Raw genomic sequence first — 21,673 nt, 5'->3', positions numbered from 1 at the left:
AGGCCTCAAAATTTTTTGAGGCCTTTTCTATTTAGTTTTGATTTTCCGTAATAAGAAGACTCAACTTCGAAATCGAAGCTCCTGTGTCGGATTCCACCTTTCGGGTATTGCTTATAGCCGAATCGAGAGTTTTTATGCTGTTCAACATCTCTGAAATTTCCGCATTAACTTCCTCAGTTGCATTTAGAAGGCGCTTAAAGCTGCCTGAAATATCCGAACGGGTTTGGATGATATTGTGTTTTTCTTTTTGCACGTTGGTAAATTCTTCCAAAAGAGTATTCATAATCGAATTCATTTTTTCGGTTTGAGAGTTTACGTCTGAAATAAAGCCCGAAATATTGGACAAAATATGCTGAAAATCAAAAACTTTTTGATTTATATCGTCAAAACTTTTTTGAAGTACGCCTGAAGCCTCGGCCGACTGGCGGATACTGTTATTTATTTGACTTAATATCTTCCCTGTAGAGTCGGCCTCGGATGCGGAACCTTCTGCAAGCTTTCTTATCTCATCGGCAACAACAGCAAACCCCTTACCGGCATCACCTGCATGGGCAGCCTCTATCGCCGCATTCATTGCCAAAAGGTTTGTTTGTTCCGCTAGAGCAGTAATCAGCTGGTTAGCTTCAAGAAGACCTTCAGAGCTTTGGTAAATATTGGCGATAATTGCAGTTACTTTTGCCAAATTATCTTTACCCATTTTACTGGCATCCGATAGTAAGGCAAAGCCTCTGTTTATTGTGTCAAATTTATCCGATAAATCATTAATAACATTATTAAGCTCTTTTATTTGTAAAACAGTATTTTCTGCAGCACTTGATTGGCGTTCGATTCCTTCCGAAATATTATCCAAAAATAAATTAAGGCTGTCTGTAGCTGTTTGAGTTCCTCTTAATTCTCCGTCTTGTACACCAATTTCCTGCCTTACAGACTCGGCATATCCGGAAAGTTTTTTCATCGCATCTTCGGCTATGTCCATGTTCTCTGCCAAAATAACTTCATGCTGCTTTAACTCGCTGCTTGTATTTTTTATTTCGTCAAACAACAAACCTTTTTGCCTATCCGATTCAAGAAGCATGGCTCTAGCTTCATCAGCCTTTTTATTTTCAAGGTAATTTCTCCATGCAAGACAAAAGGCTTGAGCAAACAAAAATCCTGAAAAGCCGAAAGACAACAAATTTCCGAAATTTGAAATCATCATACTGTATAGAACATCATTTACTGCCGAGGCAGCCAAAATTACAATACCGGCAACTATAGGAACACTTCCCGTCCTTTTCTTTATCAAGATGCGGATTACAAAGTAGATCGCATAAAAGACTTCACCAAGTAAGATTATCTGATGAATAAGAATAAATTTTCCATAAATATAGGCAGGAGTTACTAAAATAAACAGCACATAAGCAAGGGCCTCGGCCGATATTATTATATAGACTATTTTTTGTATATCATCTTTATATAAAGATCTAAAATATGTAAATATAAAAAAACCTACAGAGGCAAAGGTAAGATAATCCAACTTTGTAATGAGTTCCCACGAGGCGGAAGGAAAAATATATTTAAATACATATCCCATTACGGCAGTCCGTAAGATGACCGTCAAAGAAAAAAATATAAAATACAAAAGATTTTTATTATGGGGATGAAAAATAAAAAGAGCCAAGTGATAAAGGATTATTGCAATACCGAAAGCAAAAACAAATATATCCACAAAGCGTTTGGATAAAACGGAATTCTCTACAGCTTCTTTTGTACCGATACTTACCGGATGATAAATTCCTCCGCGGGCGTGGGCAAAGTTTGAAACTTGAAGCGCAATATAAATTTCAGTAAGGCCCTGAGGGATGTCATAGACAATATCCTTTATGCCGGTTTTTGAATTTTCTCTTGAAGAAGAAGGACTGCCCGCCCGCATAACTTCCTCTCCGTCAATAAACAAGGCCCAGGACGAAACGGGCGACGTAATTTTTAAGGTGAGCTTAGGAGAAGTTTGAGGCAGTAAAATTTTCAAGGTATAGGTTCCGTATCCCAAATTTGAAAGCCTCGTGCCGTCTGAAAGAACAGCCTTACTCCATTCCATAGGGCATCGAATAAATACTCCGGTTTTTTCAATATCCTCTTTTGAAAAAACAAGCTTATTATTGTAAAAACCCATTTCGCCGTTTAAAATTAAAACCGGAGAAGAACCAAAATCTGTCTTTCTTATGTCTAAGATACCTTTTTTTACTTCTTCAGAAAAAACCGCCAAACTTACCGATAAAAAAAGGCAAAGGGTCAACAAAAATTTAATAGATCTTGTTTCTTTGCTTTTAAAATTTTCACGCATTTTGTTCCTGCATTGGAGCAGGGATCTGTACATTTTGAACATCATTTTCATCTCCTTCTTCAGTTTCCGATACCAAATTTTTACACTCAACTACTTTTCCCATAAAAACATCAGTTATGGTTCGGATTTTTTCAGGCTCTTTAACCGTCTCTTCAACTTTATTTTCAGGTTGAGGCGGAATATACTCCTTTATAATTAATTTAAATCTCTTTCCTGTAATTTCAAAAATAGAGTCTATAACCGTATCCTTTTGTTTTTGAATCAGCGTATAGTCAAAAGAGCTGCGAGCAAACAGCGTAAGGCTGTCTTCCTTTAAAAGCCAATCCTTACTTTGACCTACGGCAGAAGACAAGATCCCGCTCTTTTCTAAAAGAGCCTCGATTAACGGTTCTTTTAAATCCTCTACAGTATTAAAATTATTTTCTACTATGCGGGCAGTCTGAAGTACGGTTTCTTTTTCCTCATCTTTTTTTTCAAAAGACAAAGGCGCATTATTTGAAACCGGCTGTTTCTCTTCATTTTTTTTTTCCGAAAACCCGTCCAATTTATTGTCGCGTTTTAAGACGGCCTTAAATTGTTCGGTCAAACTGCCCGCATGGTTAAAAGATTGGGGAGCTTCCTTTGGCTGAGCTTCTTCAAAGCGGGGCATAGGTCTTACAGGTTCGGCATTTACCTGCCGTCCTGAAATAAGGCTTTGGGCTGCATCAAAGGCGGCTTTTAAACCGGCAGGCGATACATAATCGCTCAGCCACGAAAGACGCGAAACGGCAAGCTCCAATTCATATCTTTGATCGATAGAAAACCTGAGATCCTTAAAAAGTTGGAGCATTATGCTTAAAGCTCTTTCTATTTGTACAGCCTCCCAGCCCTGTAAGATATCCTGCGGAAAGCGGTCGGCTCTCTGTCCTATAAGGGCTTCCTTTGTAATGCCGTGCTTTACCAATAAAAGACTTCTAAAATAATCCGCACAATCCGAAACTACCTGCTCAACCGAGATTCCTCCCTGCAAGATTCCATCCAAGATAGAAAGGGCTTCCCGGCTGTTCTTTGCAACACAGGCCGACACAAGTTTATTTATTGAATCGACACCTGTAAGGCCGAGTTTTTCGTGTATCTTTTCAAAGGTGATATGCCCGTCCGAAAAGGCTGCTACCTGATCAAAAAGGGTGTAAGCATCCCGCACGCTTCCGGTTGCTTCACGAGCAATCCAATAAAGGGCCTCATCATCTGCGGCTATGCCCATCTCTGCGGCTGCTTCTCCCAAGGCCTTCTTTAAGATCTCTATCGAAACAAGCTTAAAATTAAACTGTTGGCAGCGGCTTTTAATCGTAGCCGGAACCTTATGAATTTCGGTAGTGGCAAAAATAAACACAACATAGGGCGGCGGCTCTTCTATTGTTTTTAATAAGGCATTAAAAGCACTTGTCGAGAGCATGTGCACTTCGTCAATTATATAAATTTTATACCTGTTAGAATTCGGAGGAAATAAAATTTCGTCCTTTATCTGTCTTACATCATTTACACTCGTATTTGAAGCGCCGTCAATTTCTATTACATCCAAACATGAGCCGGCCGTAATTTCTTCGCAAGAGGTACAATGACCGCAAGGAGTGGGCCTCGGCCCTTCGGCACAGTTAAGCACCTTGGCTAAAATTCTAGCCGAGCTTGTCTTTCCGCAGCCTCTGGGACCGGAAAAAAGATAGGCATGGGCTATCTTGCCGGCCTCAATCGATTTTTGCAATGTTGCGGCAACAAATTCTTGGCCCAGCAAATCTTCAAAACGCTGGGGCCTTCTCCGTGTCGCTGTTACTTGATATTCCATATGTAGCAGTATAACACAAATTCACTCAAAATTAAACTAGGCAAACCATTCAATTTTCTATTAGATCTTACTTGAAAAAAAGATATTTTATTTTAGTATTTTTGATATTCTTTTACAAAAAAACATACAACAATAGTAGAGGTGATAGTTATGAAAAAATTTAAAAAAATTTTGACTTTATCTATTTTTATATGTTTTTGTGTTCTTTTGTGCGCCTGTACAGGCTGTACAAATATATTCCGCTTACAAAGCATCGGCAAGGATGAGATTTCCATTGTGAGCTATAATGCTCAGACCTTCTTTGACGCTGTAGAAGACGGGCACGAGTTTAAGGAATTCAAGGGTTCAAAAACAAAATGGTCTAAGGAAAGGTATGCAGAAAGGCTTTTCCGGCTAAAAGAGGCTGTTAATCTTTCATGCCTGGGGCTTGGTTTAGGGGAAAAAGACATACCGGATATTCTTATCTTACAAGAAATTGAAAGCCGCACCGTCATAGATGATTTTTGTAAAATCTTCCCTATAAATAACTCGTACAAATACGCAGTCTTTATTCCTCCCCAAAACGGAGGAGCATTCAGCACTGCCCTGCTTTCAAAATTTCCTATAACCGAAATAAAGGTTTTTAATGTATACTCAGGTAAAAAAATCTTGCGCCCGATGATCGAAACCAGAATTCAAATAGGTAATTCTGCGGGGGATAACGAATTGGTGCTGTTAAATGTTCATTGGAAGTCCAAGGCAGGAGACTCAGACAGCGCCTCTATCAGGCGGCAGCAGGAAGAACAAGCCTATAAAAGGCTTACGGAATTAAAAACTCAAGAACCCCGGACACCCTTTATAATATGCGGCGACTTTAATCAGACGCTGGAGGAATTTTCTCTTTTATCCGAATTTGATAACTGCTGGAATATTGAGGCCTATCAAGCCGCAGTTCAAGAAGAAAGCCAGCCCTCAGGAAGCTACTTTTACAAGGGAACATGGGAAGGAATCGACCATTTTTTCTATTCGGATAATTTAAGCGATGGAAAAAACTTTGATCTAAGCTTTTTTTGTGTAATTAACTCAAGGCCGCTGACCGATATGTCCGGAAAACCTGAAAAGTACTCCGTGAGCAAAGGAACCGGGTACTCGGACCATCTGCCCATAGGCATAATTCTCAAAAGGCAGTAAGGTGTTTTTAAGCGGTGCCATTTGTACCGCTTAAAAAAAACCGTTCATTTATAAAAATGAACGGTTAATACCGGCGAAGGGACTTGAACCCTTACGGAGTCGCCCCCAATAGATTTTGAGTCTATCGTGTATACCATTTCACCACGCCGGCTCATTGAAAGTTTATTCTATCATAAAAATAAAACTTTGTAAAGCCCTTTTTTAAGCTGAATTTTAACTTTGTAAGAGGAGCCTACAAAAAAAAGAGCCCGCTCTCGCGGGCCAACTCGGTCCCGTACGAAGGAGGATTACGAAACCGAGCTTACATATCCAACAAAACTAGTAAATATAAGTTACATACTATTTGCAGAATGTACTTAATTTATTTATAAAAAGCGCTGTAAGCCTTATAGGCCATATAAAGGTCGGCCTTGCTTATGATTTCATATGGAGCATGCATTGAAAGAACAGGAACCCCGCAGTCTACAACTTCAGCACCGTATTTTGCGATAATATAGGCAATTGTTCCGCCTCCTCCTGCATCTATTTTTCCCAGCTCGGCAGTCTGCCATACAACCTTATTGTCGTCAAAGATTTTTCTCACTCTTTGTAAGAATTCAGCATTGGCATCGTTTGAGCCGCCTTTGCCGCCCGAACCTGTATATTTATTGATACAGATACCGTTGCCTACATAGGCAGAGTTCATCTTTTCAAAAACTGAAGGAAAGGCAGGGTCGAAACCTGCAGAAACATCGGCCGAAAGCATATATGAGTTGGCAAAGGCCCTTCTGACATCGATATCCCTGTAGTTTTTGTTTAAGGCGGCTATTTCTGCAACCATATTTTCAAAATAAAGGGCCTGCATACCCGTATTTCCTACGGAACCGATTTCTTCCTTATCGGCAAAAAGAGCTGCGGCAGTCCTTGGAGGAGATTCAACCTCCAAAATAGCTTTTAAGGTTGTATAAGCACAAACCCTGTCATCGTGGCCGTGTCCTGCAATAAGAGAATTGTCAAAGCCCACATTTCGAGCCTTTCCGGCAGGAACAACCTCCAGCTCCGCGACCCTGAAATCTTCTTCAATAATGCCGTATTTTTCATTAAGGATTTTTAAAATATTGTCCTTTATAGGGTTTTTGGACTCTTCCTTTTTATCATCCTTATCTTTTTTTTCTTTAACGGCCGGCTTTTGATTTCCTACGAGGATGTTAAGCTGTTCTCCGGTTATACCTTCAGACATTGTTTCTTGAAGCTGTTTTTTAGACAGGTGTATCAAAAGGTCATTAATGAAAAGAACAGGATCTTTTTCGTCTTCACCTATGCAAATATCGACTTTTTTACCTTCTTTTGTGAAGATAACACCGTGAATAGCCAGAGGAATTGTAGTCCACTGATATTTTTTTACACCGCCGTAATAGTGAGTTTTTAAAAATGCGAGATTCGATTCTTCAAAAAGGGGCATCTGCTTTAAATCAAGACGGGGACTGTCTATGTGAGCTCCGATAATGTTCATACCCTGAGTGATGTCATCACCCAAAACCATCAAAACTACGGACTTTTCTTTATTGTTTAAATAAACCTTTGTTCCTTTTTTTGCCGAGCCGCTTTTTATTACTTCTTCAAGAGACTTAAAGCCGTGCTTTTTAGCCTGCTTTATAATCTCTACAGTACATTCTCTTTCAGTTTTTCCATTGTTCAAAAAATCCAAATAACTATCCGAAAGTTTTCCCAGTTCGGAAAGTTCAGCCTTAGTCAAATTTTCCCAAGCAGATTTCTGCTTATAAGATAAATCCATAACACACCTCTTTAGTTTTACTGCCCAAGGCAGCTTTATTTATCGTATAAAGTATATATCTTTTTTTTATTTTAGAAAAGCGGGCAATGCCGGCAGAACTTGACAGATAATAAGAATTTATATAGATTTGTATTTATTAAGGAGAATAATAAATGAAAAAAATAGGTGCACTTTTAATGTTTTTAATCGCAGGCATTTTTTCGGCTTCTTGTACTACAAAATCTGCTGAAAATATTACCCGAATGAGCGGTTCCAGTCTGGAAGCTATTATAAAAGATGAAAAGGAAGTAAAAAACTATCTTATAATCGATGTCCGTGAAGATCATGAATATAAGGCAGGCCATGTCCCGCACTCAATAAATATAAGCGTACAAGAAATCGAAAGCCGCATTTCCGAAATTTCCGATTGGAAAGAAAAAAATGTAATAGTAATCTGCAGGAGCGGAAGAAGGAGCCGAGCAGCAGCCGAAATTCTAGCAAAGCATGGATTTAAAAAGATATTCGATGCTGATGGCGTAAGCAAATATAACTACAAACTGGAAAAATAAAGGTCCTTTTTGATTTTAGAAAAAACTCATTAAAAAGGGCTTGCCTAAAAAGCGATTATATGGCAATATAGCCCCTTAGGAGATATATCGTGTCAAACAAAATTAGAATTGAAGATGAAGAACAATTAATTTCATCCTTAAAAGATCTTATCGAGGCGATAAAAACACAGGAAAACCCTGAAGAATTAAACCTATATCGCCGCATCTTTAAAAAAGCAGTCCCGCTCACGATGCGGTCTTATGTTGCCGCTTACCTTATTAAACAAGCGGGAATCGGGGGCAGCCGCGTTTATAAAAAAGACAGCCGAAACGGCTCTGGAAAAGGTTCTTTTAAACAAAACCCTGCAAGACCGTCAAGGCCTAAAGTCATATTGGCAGAAGAGGAGTCAACAAGTCTTTTTATCGGCGTAGGCCGAAAAAGAGGAATTTTTCCAAAAGATATTATAACCTTGTTGATTCAGGGAGCAGGTATTTCACGTGAACACATCGGCGACATAAGAATTTTGGATAACTACTGCTTTGTCCAAGTTATGCAGGATGAAGCTGAGAGCATCATAGAGAAGCTTAACAACAGCTATTACCGAGGCAAGAATTTAACGGTTAGTCATTCAAGGAAACCAGAGGATGAAGATGAAAATTTTGAAGATTCTGAAGCCTTTAATGACGAGAATGTAGAAAATTACGCAGAAGAAGAAAATAACCAGAATCAGTCTGAAAGCGAATTATAGACCTCAAAAAACCCCTCTTAAAAAGAGGGGCTTTTTTTAGCAGACTGTCAATACTTTTTTAGCAGACTTGTAAGAAAAAAATAAATTTGCTAAAATATGGTATGAAAAATTGTGTTTACGCGGCATATTCGGAGGAAGATGCCAAGCATTTTATTAAAGAAGTCGGAAGTTTGTGGAATGTATCTTTAACTTTTGACAGCAGCAAAATAGTAGATCTTTTAAAAGAAAAACATTTTGATTTTGTAATTATAGATGCAGAGTCAGGCGGTCTTTTTCTACCCGATATCCCTGCATTAATCAAAAACGAATTCCCTCATATCCATGTATTTATTATAATACACTGTAAACAAAATGATTTACAATATAATCTCTTAAACTCCCATGTATCGAAAGTTTTTGAACTTCCAAAAGATTTAAAAGGCGTATATGACAAAATTGAAAATTTCTTTTTTGAAGAATTTTGTAAGGAAAAGGAACTTACCTACACGAAAGAAGACGAAAATACACAAATAATAAAAAAAGAAATAATCGGCATAAGCAAGGAAGCATGCGACCTCAGAGAGTTTATTTACAGAGCAGCTAACTCAAACCTGCCGGTCCTCCTATCAGGAGAAACAGGCTCAGGAAAGGGATTGACGGCAAATTTAATACATAGACTATCGCATGTCAAAGACAAAAAATTTATGCCGATAAATGTCAGCTGTATACCGGAATCATTAGCAGAATCTTTTCTATTCGGCACCGAAGAAGGAAGCTTCACAGGCGCAATTAAAAAAGAAGGAGCCTTTTTTGAAGCCTCCGGAGGGACAATTTTTTTAGATGAGATGGAAACCCTTTCAATGGATATCCAAGCAAAACTTCTGCATGTCCTAGAATCGGGCCTTATAAGACCCGTCGGTTCGACAAAATCAAAGCAGGTAGAATTCCGCTTGATAGCAGCTGCAAACGAAGATTTACAAAAAATGATTAACGAAAAAAAATTCCGCCAAGATCTCTACTATAGGCTGGATGTTCTGCACCATGAAATACCGCCTCTAAGGAACAGAAAAGAAGACATAAAATACATTGTTCAAGCTTATCTTGCCAAAACAGAAAAAACGATAAGCGATGAAGCTCAAACAAAGCTGAATTTTCATAATTGGCCAGGAAACATAAGAGAATTATTCAACTGCCTGGACAGGGCCTGCACTCTTGCAGGCCGGGGAGAAAAGATAGAAAATCGTCATATAAAATTCTAGTCGTTTTCGGCGGGTTTTTGGGTTTGGTGAATACCTTTTCCTTTTAGACAAACCGTACCGTCTTTTATAATTATTTGCCCCAAGACATTAACGGGCCTATCCGGATCTATTTTTGACACAAAATCACAAAAAACCGGAACAACGCCTTCCAATACCTGCTTTGTATCATAACCGACCAAGAGGTTAAAGGCTGTACTATATGTACCGGTCTGTATATTGGCAGGCATCCCCTTCCATACTACCCAACAATCAAGATAAAGGAGAGGCTCCTGTTTTACCTGAGCATAAGAATAAATATCCTGTATGTTATCAAAGCCGGGCTCTTCAAAATAGTCCATCAAAAGTCTGGATTTTTGTTTTATTGAAAAAGAGGCGTTAGATGAAAGAAGCCTGTTTATCTCGACTTGGGCAGCATTATCTCTATGAGCTTTAAAATATGCTTGGGCATCCGAATAAGCTTGTAATATTTGACTCTGAGTCAAGACATAAATATATGAACCTTCCATATCTACGGCATATTTTCTTTCATTACTGTCCAATTTAAATTCATCCAAATTAGCTCTCTGGCTGTCTGAAAACTGCCTTGTCTTGCTGATATATGGAACAATAAAAACCAAAGATATAATCGAAATACCTAAAACAAGGGCTATAGCAATAAATCTTCCTTTTTTTTCTTCATGGCCAGGTCTGGGAAAAAGAGTCTTTATTTTACCCGACTGAACAAAATTGCCCAATTTTTCCGGCGAATTATTCTTACGGATAATGTCCAAGCCTTTTTTTGCAAGTTTACAATTGGGGTTGTGTTCAAGAGCTTGTAAATAGTATTCGACAGCCTCTGTTGTAAGAGAGCGCCTTAATGCCATAGCAGCATAGGTTGACAGCAAATCGGAGTCCGTCGGTTTTATTTGCCTGGCCCTTAAAAAATAATCCATAGCACCTTGAATATCCCCTGCATAAAAAGATGCCAAACCTAAATAAAAATGAAAGGCAAAAGAGTCCCTGTATTCAACAACATGGGGCTCCAATAAAGAGATAACATCATTGTATTTCTTTTTAGATAATAATTTTTTACCTTGATCTACAACGGAAATAGCCATTTTTTATTCCTGTATATTTTGTATTGCATTATCTGTCTGTTGTATTAAATCTTCAATATATTCGTCAGAGGCCATATCAGGATTTGATTCAACTTCAAGAATTTTATCCAACAGGGTCTGTATATATTGGTAATCTTTTTCATTTTTAGGATTTGCAGTTTTATCCTGAGGAACAGGAATATTGGTATTAGTATTTTCGTAATCCGCCTCTTTTACATTCCCGTCATTTTTTCTTAGAAAGTCATAGCAGCCAATAAACATTGTTACCCTTAAGCTATTGCCGTTTTCTAATATTTCGTTAGGCCAAACAAAAAGCAAGGCAGAATCATTATGCGAATATTGAGTACTGAATAATCTTCCTTGAACGGTTTTCGGCAGCCACTTAATACTCTGAAGCCTTTCCCAGTTAGCCGCATAAATTTGATCCGGCATTTTGGCTTCTGAATGGTTTATTAAAAACAGACAAGCTAAATCGGAATTTGCAGAAATAACGGCAGAATCTTTTTCAAATTTAGGTTCCAAAATCGTTTCTCTGAAAATTCCGGTTCTTAGATCCGTATAAAGGGGAATTTTGCGGTTCTCTCCGAGCTTGGTATCAAAAAGAGCCTTTAGCGCAAATTCTGCCGTACCGCCGCTTGTATTTTCGACTATAGTCTCGATCTTTAGAAGCGAGCCGCCGGTACCGTAAGTCTGTTCCGTAAAGGATAATGTTTGAGTAACATAAAAAGAATCATCAAAATCATATACAATTTTTATTGAATCTTCATCAGCCTCAATGGTGACGGGTTTTCCCAATCTCTTTTTTAATTCATAAACCTTATTATCCTTATAAACATAGAATTTATTGGTACGGCCTAGGGATATGTCATCATAAAGAGGAGTGTATTTTCCCTTTCCTCTGACAGAAAGATTATAGAGACAAAAATTTCCGGTCTTTCTAAAAACCACCAACTTAAGATTATCTTTTAAAAGTTCGTAATCAGGCAGTGATTTAGCATGTATAAAAAATGTTGTCAAACTTAATAATAAAATTATAAAATACCTTTTTCCTTTCATTGGCCTTTTTCCTCCAAGAGTTGGTTATACATACTCTGCAAAATTTTAGCTTTTTTTATTAGAGCCTCAATTGCAGCCCGTCTGGCTTTTGGATCGGAATAATCTGCAGCAGGAGATTCACCATCCGCAGCCATTTCTGAAGTGTATTTAGCATCCATCTTTGCTAAGATTGCCAAAAGCTCTTGATTTTTTAACTGAAACATTACAAGTTGGTCATGCAGTTCTTCATTCCGCTTTCTTTCTATTTTGAGCTGTTCCGAAAGATCTGCAATCCTGATATCGCCACCGGCATCGGAAGATTGTCTTTGATATGCAGCAATAGTCTGCTCATAAATTTTTTTATTTTTTTCCGATTCTTCCGAAAGTTTTAAAAGCTCTTCATGACTTATTTTTAAAAGTTTTAAGAGTTCATCCTGTGTAGATGCCTGATCTATAAGGGCAATCTTATATCTGGAAGGTTCAACCTTAGCTGAAGAGGGGTAATCTATTATAACACGCGAAAAAATAGTTCGGGCATCTTTTAGGCGTCCTGCCATGTAGAGGTTTTCGCCTATCCAGTAATAAGCCGAGGCAGTTTGTCTGTGATTCGGGTATTTTCTTAAAAAGCCGTATAAAATATTTATGGACTGATCATGCTTCGCAGACAGACAGCATATTCTGCCTTGTTGATAAATAACCTCTGCTGCCTTAGGACTATTAGGAAAGCGTTTTAAAAAAGTTTCGGCATCTTTTAGGGCAACAGGATAATTGCGGGCTGAGGCATTTGCCATTATAAGCCAGTAAATAGGCTCATCCAAAGAATTTTTTGAAACTTCAATTGCCTTTTGAAAGGAAAAGAGTGCAGACGACCAGTCAGACCGGGCATAGGCATCCAAGCCGGATGACATATAATCTGTATAATTTTGTGTAAAGGCATTTACGGTAAAAAGTAAAAAAAATAAAATTACAATTTTTTTCATATTCTTAAATCTCCTGAAAAGAAAGCTGAACCTGACACAATTACGTCGGCACCGGCATCGATCACCGCCCCCACATTTTTTGAATCGATCCCACCATCGACAGAAATCAAATAATTATATTTTTTTTCTTCACGCAATGACCTTAACCGCTTAACTTTTTCTAAACAATACGGTATAAGCCTTTGTCCTCCGAATCCCGGATTAACACTCATAACCAAGATAAGATCTACCAAGGGAGCTATTTCTTCAAGCATTCCGACAGGTGTAGTAGGTACAATGCTTACTCCGGCCTTCATTCCATGAGAACGGATATCGGCAATAAGTCTGTCTGCATGAATAGATGCTTCAGCATGAAAGGTAAAGTAGTCTGCACCTGCATCTGCAAAGGCTGAGACTAAATTTTCGGGATTATTGACCATTAGATGCACGTCAAAAACAAGCCCGGAACAAGGCCGTATGGCCTTTATTACCGGAGGTCCGAAGGTTAAATTAGGCACAAACTGCCCATCCATAACATCTATGTGAACCCAGTCGCCGCCGTTTTTTTCTATAAAGGTCAATTCTTCCCCTAGTTTTGAAAAATCTGCACTTAAAAGTGAAGGACTTAATTTAAAACACCTATCCATATATTCCATATTAGCAAACAAACAAATATATGTAAATAGGTAAATACTAAAAATTAATAAGTAGTATCATCCATTTTCATAAACTCATCCCTGACCTTTTGAAGGCGGAGGAGCTCCCTTTTTATCGTCCTCTCATAGTTTAAATCTCCGGAAGCAATGCGGGCTCTTTCATTTTCCCAAAAAGGAAGACTGTCTAAAAATAAAAATTGGAATTCCCTCATATTGGCTTTTTCGGCCCATAATTTTGCCTCATTCCAATAAACAAGAGCCGTTTCATAAAATTCTTCAGCCTTAGACAGACTTTCTATGTTCTGTTCTTTCCAAGGATAGTTATAAAAGTATGCAGCCTGCTTATCGAATTTACTTCCCAATCTTAAATGCTGTTCGACCATTTTAAGGTTGAGGTGCATCATAAACATGTACCGGTATTTTTCCCATTCTTTTTTGGTAGTGATTTTAGCCAAAGCATGGAGGGGATTACAAAAATCTGCATTTATGGCCCTTTCAAGCCAATAAATATTTTCGACGATATCATCGGGCTCTTGCTCGTAATGAATATGGTAGAGTTTATAGTATTGTTCCTTATATTCTACAAAATAAGGGAAAATTTGATTAGAGAAAATAAAAAAACATAAAATTACAAAAAAGAAACGCCTTTTCATCGATTATATTTTCGGCAAATCTTTTACAATACTCCATAATTTCTCGTGAATTTCTTCAATTTGTTCAACGGCGTTAATTATAACTATGTTCATTTTAGGCTCTTTTAACTTGTACTCATCTATAATTTTCTTATACTCGTCTTGAACCTTGTATTGAAAAGTTTTTTCTTCGTATATTTCGAGGACATTACTGCGTCCCATTACCCGGCCCATAGAAATATCGACAGGCAGATCAAAGAAGAATAGAAATTCCGGGAGGGGAAAGCCTTCATTTTGCAATTTTGCAAGGCCGGCAGCCCCGTCAGCAGCTTGATAGGCAAGACTTGAAAAAAGATATCTATCCGAAAAAACAGCCCTGCCCTCATTAACCTGTTTTAGAATACCTTGCAAACCGTAAATATGTTCGCATCGGTCTGCTGCAAATAAACGTGTCATAGTTTCAGGAGCAAGTTCAAAGGAACCTTGAAGCGCCGAGCGGATTAGAGTTCCTATAGGGCCTGATGTAGGCTCTTGGGTAAATGAAACAAGAGAGCCCCTATCTTCAGACTCAAACCTTTCCTTTAAAAGCCTCATCTGGCTCGTAGTCCCTGAGCCGTCTATTCCTTCAAATACAACAAAGTTGGGTAATATCATGAGGCCTATCATAACATTTTTTTTTTTGATATAATAGTAGTCGAGTGGAAAATATAAAAAAAAGGCGCATCATAGAAATTATCGTTTTTCTCGCAATAGTTGTAAGCTCACTGATAGTTTTTCATCCGGCGGCTAAGGCTTTGGAAGAGCAGCTGGTATATGTAAGGGATAATCTTATAAAGGCAGTGGAAGACGAATTTGAAATAAAAATTACCTATGCATCTATATCTCCCTCCTTTTTTGATAGAATCAAAATAAGGGATGTTAATATTTACAATGCCGAAACAGGCAACAAAATAGCGCACTTTTCACTGCTTTATGTAGATTACAGGCTTATCTCATTAATCAAAAAAGATTTTACTTCTGTAGCGGCATCCTTAGGTGTTTATGACGGACTTATAGATTTTAACATTGAAAAAAATAAAAATATTTTAAAAAAAATCAAAATAGAAGGAAATATCGATGATCAGATAACAAAAAATCAAAAAAAAGAAGCCGATATAGAATTTTCGGCAGATATATTAAAAATTATTGAAGATAATTTAAAAAAAGTTAAAAATATAAAACCTATAAAGATAGAATTAAAAAATATTGCCTTAAATTACAGTAATAAAAATTCAAACGCATCTTTCTATACTTCAAGCGGGAAATTTACATTGAATTCGGGTAAAATTGATTTTTATATAAATTCAAGTCTTAGATATAACAGCTTTATACAAACAAATTTTCCGGGGTTCAGTACAATCATAAATATAAACGGTTCATTTTATCCCGACACCGTTTCAGCCTCTTCGATACTAAACTTTTCAGACATAAGAATAGGAAACATTTATATAAATAAATTTTCGGTATTTGCATCATACTTAGACAAGATAGCTTCAGTTACAACCCTTCAAGACATTCAGCCTATTGATGTAAAAGGTTCTTGGAATATGTTGGAAAATATAGGCAGCATAAATCTTGAGTGTAATGACTTAAAACCTCTGTCAGTCATTTCTCCTTCCGAAGGAATGGATATTCTTAAAGAATTAAAAGATGCAGCTTTTACAGGACATTTTAATTTAAGTTTTGCTAAACCCGAAAAACTTTTATGGGATACATCCTTTTCAATTAAACTACCGAAATTTCAAATAGCCGGCAACAAAATTGAAAAATCCATACTCAGTTTTAAGGCCGATGGAGACGAAAACCTTATAAAACTTCAAAACTTAAAATTAACTAATTCCGATATAAATTTATCTGCCCAAGGCTCTTACAAAATAAAAGAAATTTTACCTAACTTTTATTTAAATATTTCAAAATTTAAATTACAATCGGGTGAAAATATGGCTATGAGCCTAAATGTCTCTTCAAACAAAAATAAAATATTTTTAAAAATTCCCCGTGCCGATATTGGTAAGGCATCTTTAGAGAACATACAAGGCTTATTGGAGAGAAAAACGGAAAAAACCGATATATATTTTTCCGGAAAAGATCCTACCGGAGGCTTCAGTATTGACGGTACATGGACTCATCCTTCAAAAGCCGGATCATCCAACAAAAATCCGGGCTATTTAGAGCTTCATGGAACTATCGACTCCATAAGCATTGAAAATATTTACAATGGAGCACTCTCTTTTTCCGGATTAACAGTTCCCGGGCAAAGCTTATTGGAAGCTTCAATCGCCCCTGTTCAAATGACAAGCGAATTTTATATATCAAGCGACTTTGAACACTTTTCGTATAATATAATACAAGCTGTTCTTGCATCTAATTCAAAAAACGGATTTTACAGCTTGTTTTCGCTGCAAGGAAACGAATCTTCTCTTAATATAAGCGATATTGATATTCTCTTTAATAATATGAATTTACGGGGGAACATAAATTCATCCTTTGAAAAGGATAGCATGATTTTTGATTCACTTCTAACCTTAAACGATATAAGTTATAAGGTTTCAGGCCTCTTGACTGATGAAATGATAAGCATTTACGGAGATTATGATCTAAACATAAATATTCTAAAGGGTGCCGAAAAAAAGTTAAAAGGAACTATGCAGGTAAAAGAGCTTCCCGTTCCGTTTATAGATTCTCTTTTTTCTGCTGATACATCCTTTGAATATGAAAATAATACAAATTGGGGGCTTACCTGCAATTATGCGAAATTGGAATATCTTGAAACCGATATTACAAAAACTGATGAAAGCCTTGAATTTTATGCTGAAGGCTATGCAAAACCTACAGAAGTTTTTTTTCATAACGTAAAAGCAGGAATAAAGAATAAACAGCTTGAAGGAACTGCAGCCTTTAATTTAATTCCTTCTTCAGATGAAAATATTAGTCAATATGCAGCCAATCTTTCTCTTGCGGATAAAAATAAAAAGGAAAACTTTATATTCAACTCATTATTTACCATTTCGGATAAAATTTACTTTGATGGAACATGTAAAATAACAGATATATCGCTTAAACGTTTTTTAAAAAAACAAAGGCCTGAAAATAAAATCGAAGCCGAATTTGTTTTTCTCGGGAACCAAGATTCTCTTTCGGTAAAAGCCGACTTAAAAAATATATCGTTTAATCTAAACGGTCAAAATATTGAAGGAAGGGCTGCAGCCTTTATCGATAACGATAAGATGAATCTTTATGAATCATCCTTTAAATGGGGAGGGCATAAGATTAATAACATCGAAGCCTTTATAAATCCTTCAGAGCAAAAAGGAGCCCTTACATTTTTATATGAGATGGAACCAAAAAAACAGGGCAATAAAGAAACCCAGGATACAAGGGCTTCTTTTTCTTTTAATTTTCTATCTACAGCAGATAAAAAAAACACGGAAAACCAAAACATAATCGAAAAAACTCTTAGCCTGACTTCCCATTTTAACATTGAGATGAAGATATCCGATTGGATTCTCGCAGGTAAAAAAGGAGAGGAAAGCATCAAAGCTTCATTGGTAAAAGAACCCAGTATTATAGCTTTGTATGCCGGCAACAATGACGAAATATACGGTTTTAAAACAGATGACGGAATTGTCTCCCTTCACATAGATGAATCTTTTCCATTCCATCTAAACATTGACGGAATGCTGGCCGGGGATAATATAAATCTTTCCGTATCAAATATAGGTATCGATCTTGCAAAGGTAATAAACATTATACCCAATAACGATATTATCAAATTTTCAGGCGGTAAGGTGCAAGGCAATATCCAAATAAGCGGTACTCAGAAGGACCCTCTATTCTATGGAAGTCTGAAAGGAGAAAAGCTATTTTGTACATCGCCGGCCTATTCTCCCGACACATACGGCCCTGTAGAAATTCCCATACAATTTGACGGCACTATTATATCCGTCCCATACACTGTTTTACACGGAAAAATCGGAAGTCTATGGGCTGAAGCTTCATCCGAATTTATCGGCTGGATTCCTTATTACACTACCGTAGACTGCGGAATCCTTGAAAATACGCAGGCCTTGATAAGAACAAAAAACATAGCCTTTCACGCTGATGGAAGGGCTGAAGGCAAAATAAGACTTGAAATAAACCCTGAACTTATTACCCTTGAAGGCGATGCCTATTTCGATAAGGGCTATTTTTCAATTCCGTTTGCTGATCTACAAAAGCAAAGCGAACAAGCATCAACCGGCACCGGCATACCGGCTTTTTACATGAATTTAAATTTGAATTTGGGAAAAAAATCGGAATTTAGATTTCCATCAACGGAGTTACCTTTTTTAAGAGCTTTGGCTTACACTGAAAATGAACCTTTTAACCTAAACCTTGATACGGGACTGGGAAAATTCGAAATGTCGGGATCCGCAAAGATACGTACAGGCGAAATTTTTTATATAAAAAGAAACTTTTATATAAAAGAGGGAGAACTAAAAATTCTTAACTCACCTTTTCAGCAAATTGAACCCATAATATCGGTAAGAGCCGAAATAAAGGATAAAATGCCCGACGGCCAGCCTCTTACAATAAATTTGACGGCAAAGGATCAGCATCTTGACCTTGAGCGTTTTAGACCTGTAATCTCAACCTCCCCTCCAATGGCCATGTCGGCTTCCGATACAATGAACTTGATGGGTCAGGTGGCCTTAGGAGACTTAAAAAACAGCAATGTTTTAAAAGAAACCTTGAGAAATGCCTCAGATATTTTAGCAAATATGGGTATCATGAGGCGGGTTGAGCAAGAAGTCAGAGACTTTCTGCATATAGATGTATTTTCCGTAAGAAGTCTACTCATACAAAATGTTATTTTGGAAAATTTATTTAGATCTTCAAAGGATAAGCCATTGACAATCGGTAACTATTTTGATAATACAAGTGTTTACATTGGTAAGTATTTTGGTTCTGCCATATATGCAGATGCAATGCTGCATCTTAGCTATTACGATCCGCTTTCTGCAAAAACAGATGTTGTTAGAAAACCGGTTTACGGAAATTTACTGTTTCAACCGGAAATAGGTTTTGAAATGAATACTCCGTTTGTCCTGCTTAGATGGCACATAGCTCCGAGCAGACCCGATTCTCTGTTTGTATCAGATACAGGATTGACACTATCATGGAAATTTTCTTATTGATTAAGGGGATAAAAATGTTGAAGAAAAAAATTATAGGTTTCATGCTAATCTTATTTGCTTTAAACTGCTTTGCTCAAGAACCTGAGGGATGGTATAATGGAAAACCGGTTCTAGAGATTCAATTCAAAGGTTTACAAAATATCGACAGCTCAGAATTAGATGAAATTTTCAAATCATACAAAAAAAAGCCTTTTTCTGATGAGCTATATTGGGAAATCTTACAAAAAATCTATGCATTGGATTATTTTACCGATATCGTTCCTAAGGCGATACCGGCAGACGACAAATATCAATACGTATTTTTGGAATTTATAGTTAAGGAAAAACCGGCCGTAAAGGATATTGTGTTTACAGGCAACAACAATATCAGAAAAGCAGACTTACTTTCAGCTATCAAGGTAAAGAAGGGCGACATTTTTAATGAAGTTAATATAAAAAATGCTGAAAGAGCCTTAAAAGACTTTTATATAGAAAAAGGATTTACAAAAGCAGAAATATCAAGTAAAACCTCTGAAAATAAAGAGAAAAACAGCATAAATGTCGAATTTTTTGTAAAAGAAGGCAAAATGTCTGTAATAACTAAGATACTTTTTGAAGGAAATTCAAAATTTCCGGAAAAAGCCTTAAAAAAGGTACTTGTATCCAAAGAAGCATGGTTACTGCAAAAGGGCTTTTTTAGAGAAGACGCCCTTCAAGCCGATAAAAGTGCAATTAAACTATTTTACGGCGAACATGGATATATAGATGCCCATGTTGAAACAATAAAAAAAGATGTAGATACCGAATCCGATCCGCAAAAAGACCAAATTACCCTTACCTATGTAATAATGGAAGGAGAACAGTTTACCTATGCAGGAGTGGACTTTCAAGGCAACTATATTTTTTCAACCAAGGAATTAAGCGAAAAATTCAAACTTAAAAAAGGCGATATCTTTAATTTGAAGAAATTTGAAATCGGATTTGGGGATGTAGCCAACCTATATTTTGAAAACGGTTATACAAGTAACTATATAGATAAAAAAGAAAACCGTAATACGTCAACTAAAGAAGTCTCCTATACAATTATAATTGTTGAACGAGAAAGAAGCCATGTAGAAAACATAATAGTAAAAGGGAACACAAAAACTAAGGACAATGTTATCTTAAGAGAAATTCTCATAAAGGAAGGAGACGTATTCTCTAAAACAAAACTAATAAATAGTTTTAGAAACTTAGCCAATCTAAGATATTTTTCGGCTGTTTTACCGGATGTTCTCCCCGGTTCAGAACCTGACCTTGTCGATATTATAGTCAATGTTGAAGAACAATCTACAGCAGGAATCCAATTCGGCGTTACTTTCTCAGGTTCGCCTGATCCTGATACCTTTCCAATGTCAGTATTTGCACAGTGGGAAGAAAAAAACTTATTTGGAACAGGAAGAGAGCTGTCGGTTAATTTAAATGCCGCAAGCGACATACAAAGTTTAACCCTAGGTTTTACGGAAAACTGGTTTTTAGGTAAACCCCTTTCAGTAGGCTTTGATTTTTCGGTAGCGCATAAAAATTTATATACTTATCAGGACATTCTTTATCCCCTTAACAATGTTCCTGACCCGCACGTAACCATTGAACAGTTTAATGAAAATCCTTCTCTGTCTGAAGCATTTAAAATGAAGTATGACCGCCTTGAGTTTGGAATAGGCATGAACTCAGGATATAGATGGTTCCCTAAATTTGCGGTTATAACATTGAGAGGCGGGGTAAATTTCGGCCTCGTAAAGAATTTTTACAACAGCCTGCTTTACAGACCTGCCGAAGAAAAAATAAGAACACAGCAGGAAAGATGGAGCTTGAGCAACTCATTAAAGATAAAACTATCTTTGGATGATAGAGACCTTGCACATGATCCTTCTAAGGGATGGTTTTTAAGCCAAGAAATAAGTTTTTTCGGCCTTTTCCCCAAAATTGAAGATGAGTACTTTTTTCAATCCGACACAAAGGGCGAATTTTATGTAACTTTATTGGATTACCCTGTAAGCGATATATGGAATTTAAAATTTGTTCTAGGGTTCTACTCAGGCTTCTCTTTCCAGATCCCTCTTGAGAAAAAACCAATCAGCTTTGACCGAATGTTTTATATTGACGGAGCCTTTAAGGGAAGAGGATGGATAGGTTTGGGACCTCAAGGAGCCGGAACTGTTATGCAAAATAACTGGATAGAATTCAGATGGCCCCTAGCCCATGGAATTTTATCCTTTGACTTCTTCTTTGATGCCATAGCCGTCAAACATGACCTAAAGGATTTAAAATCCTTAAGTATAAACGATTACTATTTCAGTTTTGGCCCGGGATTGCGCTTTTCAATACCTCAATTCCCCTTACGCTTGATGTTTGCCAACACCTTTAAATCAATAAATGGTAAACCGGTATGGGCTAACGGTAAAAATGCCGACTGGAGATTCGTTCTTTCATTCAATATACCCAATTTATAGGAGT

At 37.1% G+C, this 21,673-nt stretch carries 15 protein-coding genes and 1 tRNA gene; 6 read left to right on the top strand and 10 right to left on the bottom strand.

Annotated elements, in window-relative coordinates; all coding sequences use genetic code 11:
* Positions 1-31: 31 nt before the first annotated feature.
* Positions 32-2,368 (bottom strand): methyl-accepting chemotaxis protein, encoded by a 2,337-nt coding sequence (locus E4O04_RS03880; RefSeq protein WP_371921918.1) that lies wholly within the window; start codon positions 2,366-2,368, stop codon positions 32-34.
* Complete coding sequence (gene dnaX / locus E4O04_RS03875; RefSeq protein ID WP_253685331.1) at positions 2,316-4,145, bottom strand: DNA polymerase III subunit gamma/tau; 1,830 nt, start codon at positions 4,143-4,145, stop codon at positions 2,316-2,318. The genes E4O04_RS03880 and dnaX overlap by 53 nt, the downstream gene beginning before the upstream one ends.
* Before the next feature lie 150 nt (positions 4,146-4,295).
* On the opposite strand from dnaX, the gene E4O04_RS03870 reads away from it, so the two are divergent.
* Positions 4,296-5,315 carry an endonuclease/exonuclease/phosphatase family protein gene (locus E4O04_RS03870; protein ID WP_253685333.1) on the top strand — a complete coding sequence of 340 codons (1,020 nt, stop codon included), beginning with the start codon at positions 4,296-4,298 and terminating at the stop codon, positions 5,313-5,315.
* Positions 5,316-5,383: 68 nt separating this feature from the next.
* On the opposite strand, the gene E4O04_RS03865 is transcribed toward E4O04_RS03870, so the two are convergent.
* A tRNA-Leu gene (locus E4O04_RS03865) sits at positions 5,384-5,466 on the bottom strand.
* 210 nt (positions 5,467-5,676) lie between these two features.
* Complete coding sequence (locus E4O04_RS03860; RefSeq protein ID WP_253685335.1) at positions 5,677-7,089, bottom strand: aminopeptidase; 1,413 nt, start codon at positions 7,087-7,089, stop codon at positions 5,677-5,679.
* A gap of 152 nt (positions 7,090-7,241) precedes the next feature.
* Here E4O04_RS03860 and E4O04_RS03855 point away from each other — a divergent pair, with 152 nt between their 5' ends.
* The 3 genes from E4O04_RS03855 to E4O04_RS03845 all read left to right on the top strand — a co-directional run bounded on the left by E4O04_RS03855 (position 7,242) and on the right by E4O04_RS03845 (position 9,603).
* Positions 7,242-7,637 carry a rhodanese-like domain-containing protein gene (locus E4O04_RS03855; protein ID WP_253685337.1) on the top strand — a complete coding sequence of 132 codons (396 nt, stop codon included), beginning with the start codon at positions 7,242-7,244 and terminating at the stop codon, positions 7,635-7,637.
* Between the two features lie 89 nt (positions 7,638-7,726).
* Complete coding sequence (locus E4O04_RS03850) at positions 7,727-8,365, top strand: DbpA RNA binding domain-containing protein (protein ID WP_253685339.1); 639 nt, start codon at positions 7,727-7,729, stop codon at positions 8,363-8,365.
* A 101-nt stretch (positions 8,366-8,466) separates the two neighbouring features.
* Positions 8,467-9,603 (top strand): sigma 54-interacting transcriptional regulator, encoded by a 1,137-nt coding sequence (locus E4O04_RS03845; RefSeq protein ID WP_253685341.1) that lies wholly within the window; start codon positions 8,467-8,469, stop codon positions 9,601-9,603.
* Here E4O04_RS03845 and E4O04_RS03840 read toward each other — a convergent pair.
* The 6 genes from E4O04_RS03840 to tmk are packed head-to-tail and all read right to left on the bottom strand — an operon-like array spanning position 9,600 to position 14,648.
* A complete protein-coding gene (locus E4O04_RS03840) occupies positions 9,600-10,700 on the bottom strand; it encodes a tetratricopeptide repeat protein (RefSeq protein ID WP_253685343.1) in 1,101 nt (366 codons plus the stop codon). The genes E4O04_RS03845 and E4O04_RS03840 overlap by 4 nt on opposite strands.
* A gap of 3 nt (positions 10,701-10,703) precedes the next feature.
* Positions 10,704-11,756, bottom strand: a complete 1,053-nt coding sequence (locus E4O04_RS03835) for a hypothetical protein (RefSeq protein WP_253710030.1) — start codon at positions 11,754-11,756, stop codon at positions 10,704-10,706.
* The gene (locus E4O04_RS03830; RefSeq protein WP_253685347.1) at positions 11,753-12,715 is read right to left on the bottom strand and encodes a tetratricopeptide repeat protein; all 963 of its coding nucleotides are present in this window, start codon (positions 12,713-12,715) and stop codon (positions 11,753-11,755) included. Before E4O04_RS03830 ends, E4O04_RS03835 begins: the two co-directional genes overlap by 4 nt.
* Positions 12,712-13,341: a ribulose-phosphate 3-epimerase gene (gene rpe / locus E4O04_RS03825; protein WP_253710028.1), complete on the bottom strand. Its 630-nt coding sequence runs from the start codon at positions 13,339-13,341 to the stop codon at positions 12,712-12,714. The genes E4O04_RS03830 and rpe overlap by 4 nt, the downstream gene beginning before the upstream one ends.
* 53 nt (positions 13,342-13,394) lie before the next feature.
* A complete protein-coding gene (locus tag E4O04_RS03820) occupies positions 13,395-14,003 on the bottom strand; it encodes a hypothetical protein (RefSeq protein ID WP_253685351.1) in 609 nt (202 codons plus the stop codon).
* A 3-nt stretch (positions 14,004-14,006) separates the two neighbouring features.
* Entirely contained in the window at positions 14,007-14,648 is a 642-nt protein-coding gene (tmk, locus tag E4O04_RS03815; RefSeq protein WP_371922262.1) for a dTMP kinase, read from the bottom strand.
* Positions 14,649-14,680: 32 nt separating this feature from the next.
* Between tmk and E4O04_RS03810 the strand changes: the two genes are divergently transcribed.
* Complete coding sequence (locus tag E4O04_RS03810) at positions 14,681-19,198, top strand: translocation/assembly module TamB domain-containing protein (protein ID WP_253710022.1); 4,518 nt, start codon at positions 14,681-14,683, stop codon at positions 19,196-19,198.
* Positions 19,180-21,669, top strand: a complete 2,490-nt coding sequence (gene bamA, locus E4O04_RS03805) for an outer membrane protein assembly factor BamA (RefSeq protein WP_253710020.1) — start codon at positions 19,180-19,182, stop codon at positions 21,667-21,669. Before E4O04_RS03810 ends, bamA begins: the two co-directional genes overlap by 19 nt.
* The last annotated feature ends 4 nt before the right edge of the window (positions 21,670-21,673 follow it).

This window comes from Treponema sp. OMZ 799 (assembly GCF_024181365.1).
Taxonomy (GTDB): domain Bacteria; phylum Spirochaetota; class Spirochaetia; order Treponematales; family Treponemataceae; genus Treponema_B.
Note: the sequence above shows the minus strand (reverse complement) of the source record. Positions and strands in the feature narration are given on the sequence as shown.